Below are 15016 nucleotides of genomic sequence, written 5' to 3' on the forward strand. Positions count from 1 at the left end.
CCTATATTTAAATGATTATTGAATTAACATAACTTGCTTATCTTGTTTTTTCATACTACGCGTAAAGGCTGTTACCCCTGTTCTTGCAATTTCTTTCAAACCGTATGGACGAAGTAATTCAATTAACGCTTCTACTTTCTCCTGCGTACCTGTTACCTGTACCACTATGGAATCCTTCCCAACATCTATTACAGCGGCTCGAAACGGTTCAATTAAACTATATAATTCCGCCCTCGCTACTGAAGTTGCTACTTTAATAAGTGCAAGTTCTCTTGCGATCATCGCTTCTTCTGTAATATCTGATACTTTCAAAACATCAATTTGCTTATGGAGTTGTTTAATTAACTGCTCAACTTGCTGTTCATTTTCAACGTGTACAACAATCGTCATACGCGATATGTCCGAAGATTCCGTATGACCTACTGAAATACTTTCAATATTAAAATGTCTTCGTGTCATAACACCTGTAATTCGGTTTAACACACCACTTTGATTTCGAACTGTTGCTGTAACAATTCTCTTCACCTTTTTTCCACTCCCTCCATTTGGTGAACACCTTTCCCTGGCGCAACCATCGGCATTACCTTTTCTGATTGAAGTACACGGCAATCAATTACGACTGGTTCTTGTAATTCAATTGCATGCTGTAATTGTTTCTTTGCAAGAAGTGGATCATCTATGCGAACTCCTTTTATGCCATACGCATTCGCAAGAGCGACGAAATCTGGTTGACACGATAGTAAAGAGTGCGAATATCTTTGGTTATAAAATTCATCTTGCCATTGTCTTACCATCCCTAAAGCTTCATTATTTAAAATAAATACTTTAACAGGTAAAGAGTGTTCTTTTAACACACTTAATTCTTGCAGAGTCATTTGAAATCCAGCGTCACCAACAATTGCAATAACTAGTTCTTCAGGCTTTGCAATTTGTGCACCAATTGCTGCAGGAAATCCGAATCCCATCGTTCCTAATCCTCCTGAAGTTATCCATTTATCAGGATTTTTCAGCGGATAATATTGGGCTGCCCACATTTGATGTTGCCCCACATCTGTTGTTACAATCGCTTCTCCTTTCGTAATTTCATATAGCATATCAATTGCATATTGAGGTTTAATACTTTCAGAATTTCGTTTATAGGAGAATGGATACTTTTCTTTTCTATTCTTTAATAAAGAGATCCACTCATGATGATTTTCTTTCCTTCCTTCTGGTTGAAGTAATACTTGGAGCGCTTGCTTAGCACTTGCAACAATAGGAATTTCAGTCGGCACATTTTTTCCGATTTCTGCTGGATCAATATCAATATGCGCGACAGTCGCCTCCTTAGCAAAATAAGCTAAATTTCCAGTAAGACGATCATCGAATCTCGCACCTATATTAATGAGTAAGTCGCATTCATATAACGCCATATTAGCTGTGTAAGAACCATGCATCCCTCCCATGCCTAGAAAAAGTTCATCATCTGGCGGAAAGCCACCAAGACCAAGTAATGTATGCACAACAGGAATTTCATATTTACGAGCAAAACTTGTTAATTCTTTCGAAGCTTTCGCATGCAATACACCTGCTCCAGCTAAAATTAATGGCTTGTTTGCAACCATAATTGCTTGTAATAATTTGTTTATTTGAAGTAGATTCGGTTCATAATTCGGGTTGTATCCTGGTAAATCCATTTGCGCATCACTACATCGTTCGCCTTGCTCTACTACCATATCTTTCGGAAGGTCAATAACGACTGGCCCTGGTCTTCCTGTTCTCGCAATATGAAATGCTTCTTTAATAATTCGAGGTAAATCTGAAGCCTTTCGCACTTGATAATTATGTTTTGTCACCGGCATCGTAAGCCCCATAATATCGGCTTCTTGGAAAGCATCACTTCCAATTAACGTTGTCGCTACTTGCCCTGTGAATACAACAAGTGGTAACGAATCAATCATCGCATCTGCTAGACCAGTAATCACATTTGTAGCACCCGGTCCACTCGTTGCAATGACAACCCCTGGATTGCCAGTAATTCTGGCATATCCTTCAGCAGCATGAATAGCACCTTGTTCATGCCTCGTTAAAATATGCGGAATTTCACAGTCATAGAGTGCATCATAAAGAGGTAAAACAGCACCACCAGGATAACCAAAAATCACTTCTACTCCTTCCTTTTCTAGCGCTTCTAACAATAGCTGTGCACCAGTTGCCAGTTTCTCTTCCGTTTTTGAAGACATTGTTCTTATAAGCCCCCTTTAAAAAACTTTTATCAATAAAAAAAATCCTACGTCCACACTCCAGCTATGTGCTGAAGGGACGAAAGATTTCGCGGTACCACCCTTCTTTGCAAGAATACTCTTGCCTCAGTGACTCATAAAATGAGTCTAGCTAATAACGGAGCTACCGTCTAAGCCTAGACAAATGCTTCAGCTTAGCACTCAAGGGCGATGTTCGTCGACGTGAACCATCGGTTTCCAGCAACCACCGACTCTCTGTGAGGCTTCACAATCAACTACTCCTCCCTATCAACGCTTTCTTATGTTATAAAAAGTTGTTATCCAACTTTATTTTCTTCATAAATTTTCTCTCCATCTTCTATAACTAACTTTCGGAATTCTTCTAGTAAACGATTCGTATGTGGACCCGTTTGCCCTAAACCAATCGTTCTACCATCTACTGTCGTAACAGCAATTACTTCCGCAGCCGTTCCTGTTAAAAATACTTCATCAGCTACATATACATCATGTCTTGTAAATAACTCTTCTCTAACGTCATATCCAAGTTTTTCACCAATTTCTAAAATAGCGTTTCGTGTAATGCCTTCTAACGCTCCAGCAGAACTTGGTGGTGTAATTAATTTATTTCCTTTTACAATAAATACGTTATCCCCTGAGCCTTCAGCTACGTATCCTTGATCATTTAACATAAGCGCTTCTTGTACTCCAGCCAATTTCGCTTCGATGCGAACTAAAATATTGTTTAAGTAATTTAAAGATTTTACTTGAGGCGACAATACATCTGGACGGTTTCGGCGCGTTGCAACTGTTACAACTGGAATCCCTTTTTCATAATATTCTTGCGGGAATAAAGATAGTTGCTCTGCAATTACTACTACATTCGGTTTTTTACAAGAATCAGGATCTAACCCAAGATTTCCTGCTCCTCTCGATACAACTAGGCGAATGTATCCATTAGATAATTTATTTTGTCGAATCGTCTCAACAACAATATTCGTTACTTCATCTAAAGAATATGGAATTTCTAACATGATGGATTTTGCTGATTCATATAACCGGACAAGATGCTCTCTCAAACGGAAAACATTACCGCTATAGACTCTAATTCCTTCAAATACTCCATCTCCATATAAATAACCATGATCATATACTGATACTTTTGCCTCGTCTTTTGGAACAAATTCTCCATTTAAGAAAATCCATTGCTCGTTCACTGGAAAGCGCCTCCTATGTTCTATGAATTTTTTATTGTTTCCTAGTTTACTCTCCTTTCTAAATAAATCAAGTGAATTTTTAGAAAATTTATAATCTTTATTCGTACGTACATCTTTAATTATATTGATTTAACAACATTGTTAACGTTTACAAAAAGTCAAAAAATTTTTTTCGTCAATTTCCATTAAAAAAATATTTGCTTAAAAGAAGGATTTTCGTCAATTGATACGAATCTATTGTATTCAATAAACGGTCGTCCGTTTTTATAAATTCGGGAATATACAACGACTTTTGCTGAAAAAGGGGGGAAATAGTAAAAATAACGCTGTCTAAAAATAACATTCATATTTTCCATTTCGGAATCATAATCCTATTTTTAAAAAACAATTTGTCAAAATGAAGGAGGAAACCAATATGGCGTGTGTACAAATTAAAGGAACGAGACAAGAGGTAGTAGAAATGCTTCAACTATTTGATCTAATGGATACGAAAGGTTTTTGTAAATTCGATAATTATGTAGAGGTAGAACCAAATAATAAAAAACATAACAATTTTATTGCTTCCATCGACATCCATTCAAATACTTCTTCCGCCCAAGATACTTTAAACGATCAATTCGTAAGCCAAATGCTTACTGGTGTATATAACGACTAAACAAATAAAGTGAAATTTTAATCAGTGGGGGTTTTCTTCATCCCCCACCTAACTTCTTTGCTTTCGCTGCATTTTGAGGTGGGGGTCTTACTGCCCATTAAAGTCGGATAAATGTATCCTACCATCTTTCATAAATATATGCGATGTACTTGAGCATACTAGCAACTAGATGGTAGGAGGTGAGAATTATGGCTAAAATCGGTGTTGAAAACTCGCTAACAGATGTTCAGCAAGCTCTTAAGCAACAAGGACATGAAGTCGTTCCCCTTAACTCCGAACAGGATGCACAAGGATGCGACTGTTGCGTTGTAACTGGGCAAGATTCTAATATGATGGGTATTGCAGATGCATCAATTAAGGGTTCAGTAATTACAGCTCATGGTTTAACAACGGATGAAATTTGTCAACAAGTTGAAAGTCGCACTTAAAAAATGAAAGAGGACCCCTTTTGAAAAGGAGTCCTCTTTTTTATATTCACCTAACGGGAAAGTAACATATACTGGATGAAAGCCCTACCTCTCTCTCATCATTACGGTTCCACTGACCGCTCCTTGATTCACTAGTATACCTATAAAGCCTATAATTATAATTTATAGGGTTTGTTCACAAAAGTTGTTGGTAAAACTACCCGATCTTTCGCAAACTTTTCGTATTATATTTATAAGATTTATTTACTTTACACTAGCTGTAACCGAGACACGAATTAAAATTTTAACATCAATACAACAACTTGTCAACATTTTTCACAAATTTAAAACAGACAATAACGGTTTGTCTGTTTTAGAATGGAGCTTTTTCTTTTATTACATATACAACAAAACCGCTTACTAACATACATAAGCCAACTACTAAGTTTTTGATATTAATCATAAATTCCTCTCCCTTATTCCACACATCATATATATTTACAGTTCAATTATTCCGATCATCCTAAAGCGCACTTTTTCTAATATATCATAATTTCTAAAAAATGCAAGTTCACCTTTAGCGACCATTTACAAATTTATCTACAGTGCTTGGTACGGTATTTAAAGCTTTTTCAATTAAATGTGTACTACTATTGAGATGCAATACTTGCACACCGTTAGAACCAACTACTAAAAAAGCAACTGGGCTAATAGAAACCCCAGCCCCGCTTCCGCCTCCAAATGGATGACTTTGCTTATTTTCTTTATGCTGCCCTTGTCCATTATTATGTTTTTCGGAAATAAATTCACCTTTAAAGTCACTTCCTCCAGCTCCAAAACCAAAGGCCACTTGAGATACTGTTAATACTACATTTCCGTCAGCTGTTGAAACCGGGCTGCCAACAATTGTATTTACATCTACCATCTCTTTTAAATTTGTCATTGCTGTTTTCATTAAATTTTCAATTGGATGTTCCATTATGTATTGCACCCTTTCCTCATTATTCTTTTTTATACTTTCCAAAATAGAGGAAGTCATACTAACTTTTACTATTTCAAAAAAACAATCTCCACTTTTTAAATGGATATGACTCCCTGTACATACTCGAATAAAAAGGAAAAAGAGATACATACTACTATTGAACCTTGTTATGAAAGGAGTCATGACTTTGACTGAGAAATTTGATGAGTACAAAAAAAGAGATAGAATAGATAGTGATTATAGTGACTATAAAGAAGAATATGCAGCTGAGGTTGCACCACAGCGCATTGATTATGATTACGACGAGAAGGATCATAAAGATGATGTAAGATCGTCTGCCGCTGGATCAACTGCTGGCTTTATCGCTCTTGCCTTATCTATCTTATCACTCTTTACCTTCCCAACATTATTTGGTCTTGTTTCTGTATTACTAGGTATTTACGCTTATAATCGCGGAGCTACTGTAACTGGTGGTATCGCTGCGATAGTCGGCGGAATTGCAGCACTCATCGCAATTTTATTCCGAGTAGCGCTTATCGGATTATTGTTCTCCCTTTTTTAAAAAGAAAAAGGTATCTCGCTTATGCGGGATACCTTATCCTGTAAATACATCTTCCGATGGATACTTAATTTTTTGTTTTGCTGGTCGCGCTAAAGAAAAGACAAGTGTTAACGGTCCAATTAATCCGCAAAACATAACAAACATAATCATACATTTTCCAAACGCTGATAACTTTGCAGTAATCCCCATCGTTAATCCTACTGTACCAAATGCTGAAATTGTTTCAAATAGTAACTGAATAAAACTGAAGTTTTCTGTTAGCATTAATACAAATACTGCTGCAAAAATGAGAATTTGACTGGCAACAGCAATCGCTAACGCTCTCGTTACTGTCGACATTTTTATTGTGCGCTGAAATAATACAATTTCCTCTTTCTTTCTAAAAAAAGAAAGGACAGATGTAACTAAAATAACAAACGTTGTTAATTTAATCCCTCCACCTGTTGATACACTTCCTGCACCAATAAACATTAAAACCATGGTAAATAATATAGATGATTCTTCCATCCCCCCGTAGTCAACTGTATTAAATCCAGCAGTACGAGGAGTAATACCTTGGAAAAAAGAAGCCCATAACTTTTCATTTAAAGGTAAATTCCCTAACGTCTTCACATTATTATATTCCAATACAAAAATCACAATCATTGCTATCACATTTAGCGCTACTGTTCCAACAATCATAATTTTGGAATGAAGCGATAATTTTCGAAAACTACGGCTATACCATATATCAATTAATACAGTAAAACCGAGACCACCTATTACGATTAAAGAGCAAATCCCAATATTAATAATCGGATCGCCTACATACCTTGTTAAATTATCCGGCCATAGAGCAAATCCAGCATTATTATAAGATGCGATCACGTGAAAAATACTATAGTATACACCTTTTCCAAAGCCAAACTCTGGAATAAAACGAAATGATAAAAAGATGACTCCAATAAACTCAATACAAATTGAAAATATAAAGACACGTTTTACTAATTTTACGAGACCACCTATATTTGTCTGATTAAACGCCTCTCCAATTAATAAGCGATGACGTAATCCGATTTTTTTACCTAATACCCAAACAATTAAAATGGCAATTGTCATAAGACCTAAACCGCCCGTTTGAATTAAAAACATAATTACAATTTCGCCAAACATCGTAAACGTACTTGCAGTATCTACTACTCCCAACCCCGTTACAGTTGCTGCTGACGTTGCCGTAAAGAAAGCATCTACCCAACTAATATGTACTTTCGTTGCGAATGGTAACTTTAATAACAAACCGCCCACCACAATTAAGCAGAAAAAACCTAATGCTAATATTTGTGGTGGATTTAATCGTATAAAACGATTATACAGCCTTTGTCTTTTTGTTACTTCCATATTCACTAGCTCCCTTTTTCCCCTCATAACTAAAGGCTTATAAAAAACCTTAAATAGCAGGATAAACCTTATATTCTTATAATATAGTTGAGCATAATCCTTTTTTTCATAGTTTTCAACTTTTATTTATACTCGAACTTCACTTCATTTATGAAAAGACTCTTTCTATTATAAGTATCCTTACTCTATAACTCTCACAACAATCATTTTATATGTATCATTGCTTAAATCCTCATACCTTTCACTCTATGTCCACATAGGGGTCACATCTATCTTTTATAGTATATGTATCGGAGCTGTTCCTCCCTAATTTATAAGACATTCCCCATTGTCTTGAACAGCTTTCCATCCCTAATTAAATTGACATAAATTGTCCCCTTCCTTTGGCCATCATTTTCGATGGTCTTATTTTTTGTCTTTCTATCTTCTATTTAAAACTCCCTCTCTCTTTCACTCTATGTTCACATGGGGGTCACATCTATCTTTTATAGTATATGTATCGGAGCTGTTCCTCCCTAATTTATAAGACATTCCCCAGTGTCTTTGAACAGCTTTCCATCCCTAATTAAATTGACATAAATTGTCCCCTTCCTTTGGCCATCATTTTCGATGGTCTTATTTTTTGTCTTTCTATCTTCTATTTAAAACTCCCTCTCTCTTTCACTCTATGTTCACATGGGCGTCACATCCACATTTTATAGTATATGTATCGAAGTTGTTCCTCCCTAATTTATAAGACATTCCCCAGTGTCTTGAACAACTTCCATCCCTAATTAAATTGACATAAATTGTCCCCTTCCCTAGACCATCCTATGTGATGGTCTATTTTGTTTTCTAAATAGTTTATTTAGCTTTTTCTGCTTACTTTAGTAAAAGCAATCTATATTTAAATAGATACTTTTTGTGCGAAATATTCAGAAAATATTGTCAAAATAGGTAGTTTTTCGGTACAATTAATGTAGAAAGTAATTTCACAAAGATAAGGAGGGGGTTTTATTGAAACAAACAAAAGCAATCTTAATTGCATTATTTCTCGGTTTAATTGTCGGACTCACTTTAAATTTAGCTGCACCATCCATTTTTGAACCATTAAATCAATATGTGTTCAATCCACTTGGTCAATTGTTTATTCGCCTCATTAAAATGCTAGTTGTCCCTGTTGTATTCATCTCTATCGTACTTGGAGCTGCTGGTCTTGGGGACCCGAAGCAACTTGGAAGAATTGGTTTAAAATCAATTTCATTTTTTCTTGTAACTACAGCCGTTGCCATCTCTATTGCAGTTACATTTGCACTGATTATACAACCAGGATCTGGTGGTAATTTTAAAACCGAAGGGCTTAAATATGAAGGTGCAAAAACCGAAACATCTTTCGTCGATACATTGCTAAATATCGTACCAGATAATCCAGCAAAAGCGATGGCTGATGGAAACATGTTACAAATTATTGCCTTTGCCGTATTAATTGGACTTGGTATAGCTATTTTAGGAAAACGTGTCCAAGGTATTCATTCATTACTTGAACAGGGCAACGAATTAATGATGTATCTCGTTAATCTCGTTATGAAATTAGCTCCAATCGGAACATTTGGGTTGCTTGCTTCATCCGTCGGTAAAATGGGTCTTGCAGGCGTCGCTGCGATGTTCAAGTATATGATTGTCGTTATGCTAGTACTTATTATTCACGGTGTCTTCGTATATGGTGGCTTATTAAAAGTATTAGCAAAAGAAAGCATTGTCCGTTTCTTTAAACATTTCGGACCAGTAATGGCGATTGGATTTAGTACATCTAGCTCTAATGCATCTCTTCCATTTGCAATGAAAACCGCACAAGAGAAGCTTGGTGTTCCAAAAGCAATCAGCTCTTTTGTACAACCACTAGGTGCAACAATTAATATGGATGGTACTGCCATTATGCAAGGTGTAGCAACTGTATTTATCGCTCAAGTATACGGCGTTGAACTTACTATTTCCCAACTAGCTGTAGTCGTATTAACTGCTGTACTAGCTAGTATCGGCACTGCTGGTGTACCAGGTGTTGGGCTTGTAATGCTGACGATGGTTTTAAATCAAGTAAATCTACCGGTAGAAGGTATTGCCTTAATTATCGGTATTGACCGCATTCTAGATATGTCAAGAACAGCTGTAAATATTTCTGGTGATGCAATTTGCGCAATGATTGTCGCAAAATCAGAAGAAAAATATAATACAGATCAATCTGCCGCATCTTAAATCAAAAAAGGAGTGAAATGATTCACTCCTTTTTTGATTTACTTCCCTTTTTCGAACGATATTCTTTTCCTTTATTATCGTTACCAGTTTCAAATTCTGCACTAAACTCTTGTTGAAATTGCCCTGATTTCGGTGAGCCTTGATTTCCGCTCCCTTTACTACCATTTCGATTTGTCATATTTCTGCCCCCTTCCTTTATTAGTAGTATGTTACATATTTTCTTTTTTATAATCTTTTACATACGAAAAAAGACCTTCCTCATATAAGGAAAGTCTTCTTTTTCTAAGTGTAAGCGTTTTCTTGCTTATAATGACTTAAATAAGTTTTTTAGAAATAGATATCATTATATTCATTTCTTCTTCTGAGAGTGTAGAAAATCTTTCTTGCAAATATTGTTTTTTTGCACCTTCCATTTTTGCAACTAAATCTTTTCCTTGTTCAGTAATCTCCAAATATACAACTCGGCGATCTGACGTAGAACGTGAACGAGTTACAAAACCTTTATTAATTAATTTTTCTGTAACAGCTGTAATATGACTATTCGACACATTTAACTCATTCGCCACACGTGATACCATTTCTTTATTCGTACGATTCAATATTCTAAGGACGATGAACTCATTCCACGGTATGTAACCACCAAATATTTTTCCAATATCATTACGCAACGTGCGGAACATAGCAAAAACATTTGTCGATAGTTCTTCCATTAATTGCTCTCGATTTTGAGACAACTTTGACAGCCCCTTTTATTTCATTTGATTAAATAAAAACCTTATTAATAATTTTACATGAAATCTTACTTTTTGTCACCTTATTTTCCCATAATTCGTAGTTTTTTAATAGATATTTCATGATAAAATGAAGTTAATTTTCCAAAAAAGGAGTTGGGATAGTGGGTGAAGAAGACAAATTTTCGAATTTCAATCTAAAAGATAAAACTTTGATCATTGGTTTTGTTATTCTGTTCCTCATTGTAATTTTCGCATTTATATTTTTTATATATGTAGGAATCTTTCATATTACTGGTGTAGAGTATCGGTCGCGCACTTCCTTACTTCTATTTTTTTTATTAATTACTTTCTTAGACGGTATTATATTTTTCATCTTCGGTTTCTTCAAGGCACTGCTATATCCAATGACACAAAACATGCCAAATTGGCTTTCTATTACTCTTTTCGCAATCATTGAAATTACGCTAGATTGGTTCGTCATTCATACCGCTGACGATTGGATAGAGAGCGTACAACTGTCCAACATAGCTGAATTATGTGTCGTACTATTCTTTTTCCTATTAAGTAAATTATTAAGTGACAAGAAAGAGTAAGAATACAAGCTTTTCTATATAAAAATTGGTACAATGAAAGCAAATCATACTAAAGAGGTGTTACTTATGAACTTACAACAATGGGCTGATAAAGGTATGTCCTTTGATACATATGTAAATGAAATGAAAGTAAATCAATACGAGTTACTTCACATTTACAATAATTTTTTAATTCCAAATGAATTACTTCCTGTATTAGAAGAACGTCAAAATGACGGCTGGCGTGTTATCGTATTAACAGCTGATTGGTGTGGCGATGCTCTTTTATGCGTGCCTGTTATGAAACGAATTTCTGAAGTTGCAAATATTGATATGTCATTATTAATTCGCGATGAAAACTTAGAATTAATGGATCAATATTTAACAAACGGAACAGCACGTGCAATTCCAATCTTTATTTTCATTGATAAAGATGGAAACGAACAAGCCGTTTGGGGACCACGTGCTCCAAAAGTACAAGAGTTAGTAACTTCAATGCGCGCTACATTGCCTGAAAAAGAAGATCCAACATTCGAAGAGAAACAAAAAGAAATGTACGCTAATTTCCGTGCCACATTAGCTGATGACACTTCTCTTTGGGAACATGTAATGGAAAGCATGATGGAAAAAGTAGTAAAATAAAAAAACTGCCGAACTCGGCAGTTTTTTTATTACATAATGAAGAAATAGAATACCGCAGCTAAAATGAAACGGTAGTAAGCAAACGGTGTTAGTTTTACACGAGATAATAATTTTAAGAATGAAACAATTGCAAGCATTGCAACAACGAACGCCGTAATAAATCCTGTTGCAAATAGCGGTATATCAGCCGCACTTAATATATCCCAGCTTTTAATTAAATCTAAGCCACTTGCAGCTACCATCATTGGTACTGCTAAAATGAATGTATATTCAGCTGCCGCTGTATGTGACACGCGAGCTAATAAACCACCACTTATTGTAGAACCAGAACGAGAAAATCCTGGCCAAAGCGCTAAACATTGGAACATTCCAATTGTAAATGCTTGCTTATATGTGATTTCATCTAATGTTCTTGCTGTACTTGGTTTCGAAAACTTCTCAGCAACAATCATTAAAATACCACCGGCTACTAAACTAATGACAACTGGTCCTGGACCAAATAAAACCTTTTTAATTGCACTATGGAATAATACACCTAATATGCCGGCAGGAATCATTCCGATAATAATATGTAATAAATTTAACGATGGTCCATCTGTTACTTTTCCTATACCTACTAAAGACCATAGACGCTTCCAAAATATAACTACAACTGCTAAAATCGATCCCAATTGAATAACAACTTCGAAAACTTTCGCTCTCTCGTCGTCGAATCCAAGTAAATGACCTGTTAAAATCATATGTCCTGTTGATGAAACTGGTAAAAACTCTGTTAAACCTTCAACAGCACCCATGATTATTCCAATTAACCAATCAGCCACGAGTAGTGCCTCCTTAATAACAAATATGTAATTTTTCACACCTTATCATAATACCTTATCCCCTTTTAAAGTGCATCCTTTTTTTATTGATTGTGCATATTGTATGCGCGTATTTCTTTTCTATTTTTTGATTAAATTGTATGATAGTTAGAGTTTGTTTTTTAGCGGAAAGGGGATTTTATGAAAGAAACTAATTCATTATCACAAAAATTAAAACAATTTGTATTACTATTTTTCCCGATTTTCGTTACGCAAATGTCATTATTTGCAATGAGTTTTTTCGATACGACAATGTCAGGACATGCAAGCCCTATTGATTTAGCAGGTGTTGCTATCGGAACAAGTATATGGATTCCAGTTAGTACGGGATTAACAGGAATTTTGATGGCTACGACTCCAATTGTTGCACAACTCGTTGGATCTAAGAAAAAAGAGGATGTTCCTCACGTTGTCATACAGGCAGTATATTTAGCCATTTTCGCTAGCCTCGTTGTTATCCTTATCGGTTTCTTTACTGTTACACCTATTTTAAATGGCATGCGATTAGAAGAACCGGTAGAACGTATTGCAGCACAATTTTTAAGTATTATTGCAATTGGAATTATCCCTTTATTTACTTACACAGTTTTACGCGGATTTATTGATGCATTAGGAAAAACTCGTACAACGATGATCATTACATTACTATCATTACCAATTAATGTAGTATTAAATTATGTATTAATTTTCGGTAACTTCGGTTTTCCAAAACTCGGTGGTGTCGGAGCAGCAATTGCTTCTGCAGCAACCTATTGGTGCATTTTAATTATTACCGTTATGATTATTCGTACGAAAGAGCCTTTTGCATCTTTCCATATTTTTAAACAGTTATATCGCCCTTCTCTTTCTAGTTGGAAAGAGTTCTTAAAACTTGGCGTCCCTATCGGATTTGCTATCTTTTTTGAAACGAGTATTTTCGCTGCAGTAACACTTATGATGAGTAATTTTAGTACGACAACAATCGCAGCTCATCAAGCAGCTATGAACTTCGCTTCCTTGCTGTATATGACTCCTTTAAGTTTAGCAATGGCCATGACCATCTCTGTTGGATTTGAAGTTGGAGCGAAACGATATAATAACGCAAAACAATATGGATTTATCGGGATTGGCTTAGCACTTGCATTCGCCCTATTATATTCCATTCTTCTTTACTTCTTTGATGATGAAATTGCTTCGATTTATACGACAGATATACAAGTTCATCATTTAGCAAAAGAATTCCTTATATTTGCGATTTTATTTCAAATTTCAGATGCAATTGCAACCCCTGTACAAGGGGCACTACGTGGTTATAAAGATGTAAATGTCGCCTTAATTATGACATTAATCGCCTATTGGGTAATTGGTCTCCCTCTCGGTTACATATTAGCAACCTATACTGATTGGGCAGCAAAAGGATATTGGATCGGTCTTATTATCGGTCTAGCATTTGGAGCAACCTTCCTCCTTATCCGTCTCTTTCAAGTTCAGAGAAAATATACAACGCAAAACAGCCGCTCATAATATAGCGGTTGTTTTCTTTATGCATATTTTTTCTTGTAACGTATAACATAATGAAAAAGAAAGGTGGATACATATGGACGAAAAAGAAAAAAAGCAATCATTCGACGAAGAATTCGCCCCTGAAATTTCACCTGGATATCGGCAAGATGTACATAAACAACCTAAATATAAAAACACTTCGTTTTTAATGGGGATTACCATTTTTGCCGCTGTATTGCTTGTGCTTATCATTTTCGTTTATTTTTGATGGAAGGTGATTTATTATATGAAGAAACAAGATTCCAATCGTTCAAAAAGAACTGTAAAAACAGAAAAAGGGTATGCAGGTGATTCTGTTCTTACTCAGAAACAAGTCGAGCAAGGAAATTTATATATTGCTCAAAAAGAACTTGGTCAACAAAATGAAAATCTTTAGAATCCCTCAAAGAACTGGGGGATTTTTTATTCCGCTATTTATGGCACTGATTTATGTTTCACTTTATTGTACGTACTGTTTTTGTTCTAACACCTTTAATGCATGATTAACCTTTACAATTTTCATTTCATAATTCAATTTCATTTCGCTTCTCTTACCATTTTCAGTACCCGCCACGTACGCTACAGTTTGATAGAGAAAACTTCCATCCGTCACTTCACGTATCTCCTCGTTTATAAATTTATACTCTAAATCCTGAAAACGATTTGGATAATAATTTTTCATTAATTGTTCATACCCTCTATTTAAAAATAGTTCTTCACCTTTTCGTTTCACATCTTCTTTATTAGTAAACTCAAAAACTGATAGTTGCTCGGTCACAAAATGTTCTCCTACCTTTTTCATTTCATTATGAGTTAAAGTTTCTATACTTTTGTTCTTTAATTCCTTATTTAATCCGTACTGATCAATTAGTTTATAGCTAGCAAAAACTTCTTCTTTATATGACCAAAACAGTCCAAAAACGATACATAGAGAAATGATTACTATTCTTTTCTTCGTAATTCTCCCGCCCTTCTCCATAATGATAGGTATATTTTAACATATAAAAAGAAAATTCTGATATCATAAAGTAGAATA

At 35.2% G+C, this 15016-nt stretch carries 19 protein-coding genes and 1 other annotated feature; of the genes, 9 read left to right on the top strand and 10 right to left on the bottom strand.

The annotated features are described in order from the left end of the window. Window positions 1-15 precede the first annotated feature (15 nt). The 3 genes from ilvN to ilvE form a co-directional block, all read right to left on the bottom strand. Entirely contained in the window at window positions 16-525 is a 510-nt protein-coding gene (ilvN, locus tag QCI73_RS20190) for an acetolactate synthase small subunit (protein WP_000822948.1), read from the bottom strand. After that, window positions 522-2222, bottom strand: a complete 1701-nt coding sequence (ilvB, locus tag QCI73_RS20195) for an acetolactate synthase large subunit (RefSeq protein ID WP_353823620.1) — start codon at window positions 2220-2222, stop codon at window positions 522-524. The genes ilvN and ilvB overlap by 4 nt, the downstream gene beginning before the upstream one ends. Before the next feature lie 72 nt (window positions 2223-2294). After that, window positions 2295-2523, bottom strand: a binding site (T-box leader). Between the two features lie 16 nt (window positions 2524-2539). Next, complete coding sequence (gene ilvE, locus QCI73_RS20200; RefSeq protein ID WP_001005497.1) at window positions 2540-3436, bottom strand: branched-chain-amino-acid transaminase; 897 nt, start codon at window positions 3434-3436, stop codon at window positions 2540-2542. Window positions 3437-3851: 415 nt separating this feature from the next. Between ilvE and QCI73_RS20205 the strand changes: the two genes are divergently transcribed. Then, window positions 3852-4091 (top strand): DUF3911 family protein, encoded by a 240-nt coding sequence (locus tag QCI73_RS20205; RefSeq protein WP_000752509.1) that lies wholly within the window; start codon window positions 3852-3854, stop codon window positions 4089-4091. 188 nt (window positions 4092-4279) lie between these two features. Further along, on the top strand, window positions 4280-4519 hold the full coding sequence (locus QCI73_RS20210) for a YkuS family protein (protein WP_327924665.1): 240 nt from the start codon (window positions 4280-4282) through the stop codon (window positions 4517-4519). Window positions 4520-4871: 352 nt separating this feature from the next. Here the strand turns inward: QCI73_RS20210 and QCI73_RS20215 are convergent, their stop codons facing one another. Further along, the gene (locus QCI73_RS20215) at window positions 4872-4961 is read right to left on the bottom strand and encodes a hypothetical protein (RefSeq protein WP_000608225.1); all 90 of its coding nucleotides are present in this window, start codon (window positions 4959-4961) and stop codon (window positions 4872-4874) included. Between the two features lie 114 nt (window positions 4962-5075). After that, complete coding sequence (gene ytfJ, locus QCI73_RS20220) at window positions 5076-5537, bottom strand: GerW family sporulation protein (RefSeq protein WP_001997038.1); 462 nt, start codon at window positions 5535-5537, stop codon at window positions 5076-5078. Window positions 5538-5649: 112 nt separating this feature from the next. On the opposite strand from ytfJ, the gene QCI73_RS20225 reads away from it, so the two are divergent. Then, window positions 5650-6042 (top strand): imidazole glycerol phosphate synthase, encoded by a 393-nt coding sequence (locus QCI73_RS20225; RefSeq protein WP_002020776.1) that lies wholly within the window; start codon window positions 5650-5652, stop codon window positions 6040-6042. A 33-nt stretch (window positions 6043-6075) separates the two neighbouring features. Here the strand turns inward: QCI73_RS20225 and QCI73_RS20230 are convergent, their stop codons facing one another. Further along, complete coding sequence (locus QCI73_RS20230; protein WP_353823621.1) at window positions 6076-7419, bottom strand: TrkH family potassium uptake protein; 1344 nt, start codon at window positions 7417-7419, stop codon at window positions 6076-6078. A gap of 996 nt (window positions 7420-8415) precedes the next feature. Here QCI73_RS20230 and QCI73_RS20235 point away from each other — a divergent pair. Beyond that, window positions 8416-9651, top strand: a complete 1236-nt coding sequence (locus tag QCI73_RS20235) for a dicarboxylate/amino acid:cation symporter (protein ID WP_000814795.1) — start codon at window positions 8416-8418, stop codon at window positions 9649-9651. 22 nt (window positions 9652-9673) lie between these two features. Here the strand turns inward: QCI73_RS20235 and QCI73_RS20240 are convergent, their stop codons facing one another. After that, window positions 9674-9829, bottom strand: coding sequence for a hypothetical protein (locus tag QCI73_RS20240; RefSeq protein ID WP_000184931.1), 156 nt, complete (start codon window positions 9827-9829; stop codon window positions 9674-9676). Window positions 9830-9965: 136 nt separating this feature from the next. Further along, the gene (locus QCI73_RS20245; RefSeq protein WP_000081439.1) at window positions 9966-10385 is read right to left on the bottom strand and encodes a MarR family winged helix-turn-helix transcriptional regulator; all 420 of its coding nucleotides are present in this window, start codon (window positions 10383-10385) and stop codon (window positions 9966-9968) included. Window positions 10386-10546: 161 nt separating this feature from the next. Here QCI73_RS20245 and QCI73_RS20250 point away from each other — a divergent pair, with 161 nt between their 5' ends. Both QCI73_RS20250 and QCI73_RS20255 read left to right on the top strand, forming a co-directional pair. After that, on the top strand, window positions 10547-10978 hold the full coding sequence (locus QCI73_RS20250; protein WP_327923577.1) for a YrvL family regulatory protein: 432 nt from the start codon (window positions 10547-10549) through the stop codon (window positions 10976-10978). A gap of 33 nt (window positions 10979-11011) precedes the next feature. Next, on the top strand, window positions 11012-11599 hold the full coding sequence (locus QCI73_RS20255) for a thioredoxin family protein (protein ID WP_003266558.1): 588 nt from the start codon (window positions 11012-11014) through the stop codon (window positions 11597-11599). Between the two features lie 29 nt (window positions 11600-11628). On the opposite strand, the gene uppP is transcribed toward QCI73_RS20255, so the two are convergent. Next, window positions 11629-12420, bottom strand: coding sequence for a bacitracin resistance undecaprenyl-diphosphatase (uppP, locus tag QCI73_RS20260; RefSeq protein ID WP_000796243.1), 792 nt, complete (start codon window positions 12418-12420; stop codon window positions 11629-11631). 180 nt (window positions 12421-12600) lie between these two features. Between uppP and QCI73_RS20265 the strand changes: the two genes are divergently transcribed. From QCI73_RS20265 to QCI73_RS20275, 3 genes are all read left to right on the top strand, one after another. Beyond that, on the top strand, window positions 12601-13962 hold the full coding sequence (locus tag QCI73_RS20265; RefSeq protein ID WP_353823622.1) for an MATE family efflux transporter: 1362 nt from the start codon (window positions 12601-12603) through the stop codon (window positions 13960-13962). Between the two features lie 73 nt (window positions 13963-14035). Further along, window positions 14036-14209: a hypothetical protein gene (locus QCI73_RS20270; protein ID WP_000343560.1), complete on the top strand. Its 174-nt coding sequence runs from the start codon at window positions 14036-14038 to the stop codon at window positions 14207-14209. Window positions 14210-14227: 18 nt separating this feature from the next. After that, complete coding sequence (locus QCI73_RS20275; RefSeq protein WP_000743739.1) at window positions 14228-14377, top strand: hypothetical protein; 150 nt, start codon at window positions 14228-14230, stop codon at window positions 14375-14377. A 63-nt stretch (window positions 14378-14440) separates the two neighbouring features. Here QCI73_RS20275 and QCI73_RS20280 read toward each other — a convergent pair whose 3' ends face one another. After that, window positions 14441-14959: a biotin transporter BioY gene (locus QCI73_RS20280; protein ID WP_353823623.1), complete on the bottom strand. Its 519-nt coding sequence runs from the start codon at window positions 14957-14959 to the stop codon at window positions 14441-14443. Window positions 14960-15016 lie beyond the last annotated feature (57 nt).

The organism is Bacillus cereus group sp. MG16 (genome assembly GCF_040459875.1).
Taxonomy (GTDB): domain Bacteria; phylum Bacillota; class Bacilli; order Bacillales; family Bacillaceae_G; genus Bacillus_A; species Bacillus_A paranthracis.

Coding starts and splice junctions, on each gene's coding strand:
- ilvB (WP_353823620.1), bottom strand. CDS start 2,222: ATGTCTTCAAAAACGGAAGAGAAACTGGCAACTGGTGCACAGCTATTG.
- QCI73_RS20205 (WP_000752509.1), top strand. CDS start 3,852: ATGGCGTGTGTACAAATTAAAGGAACGAGACAAGAGGTAGTAGAAATG.
- QCI73_RS20210 (WP_327924665.1), top strand. CDS start 4,280: ATGGCTAAAATCGGTGTTGAAAACTCGCTAACAGATGTTCAGCAAGCT.
- QCI73_RS20215 (WP_000608225.1), bottom strand. CDS start 4,961: ATGATTAATATCAAAAACTTAGTAGTTGGCTTATGTATGTTAGTAAGC.
- ytfJ (WP_001997038.1), bottom strand. CDS start 5,537: ATGACTTCCTCTATTTTGGAAAGTATAAAAAAGAATAATGAGGAAAGG.
- QCI73_RS20225 (WP_002020776.1), top strand. CDS start 5,650: ATGAAAGGAGTCATGACTTTGACTGAGAAATTTGATGAGTACAAAAAA.
- QCI73_RS20230 (WP_353823621.1), bottom strand. CDS start 7,419: ATGGAAGTAACAAAAAGACAAAGGCTGTATAATCGTTTTATACGATTA.
- QCI73_RS20240 (WP_000184931.1), bottom strand. CDS start 9,829: ATGACAAATCGAAATGGTAGTAAAGGGAGCGGAAATCAAGGCTCACCG.
- QCI73_RS20255 (WP_003266558.1), top strand. CDS start 11,012: ATGAAAGCAAATCATACTAAAGAGGTGTTACTTATGAACTTACAACAA.
- QCI73_RS20265 (WP_353823622.1), top strand. CDS start 12,601: ATGAAAGAAACTAATTCATTATCACAAAAATTAAAACAATTTGTATTA.
- QCI73_RS20270 (WP_000343560.1), top strand. CDS start 14,036: ATGGACGAAAAAGAAAAAAAGCAATCATTCGACGAAGAATTCGCCCCT.
- QCI73_RS20275 (WP_000743739.1), top strand. CDS start 14,228: ATGAAGAAACAAGATTCCAATCGTTCAAAAAGAACTGTAAAAACAGAA.
- QCI73_RS20280 (WP_353823623.1), bottom strand. CDS start 14,959: ATGGAGAAGGGCGGGAGAATTACGAAGAAAAGAATAGTAATCATTTCT.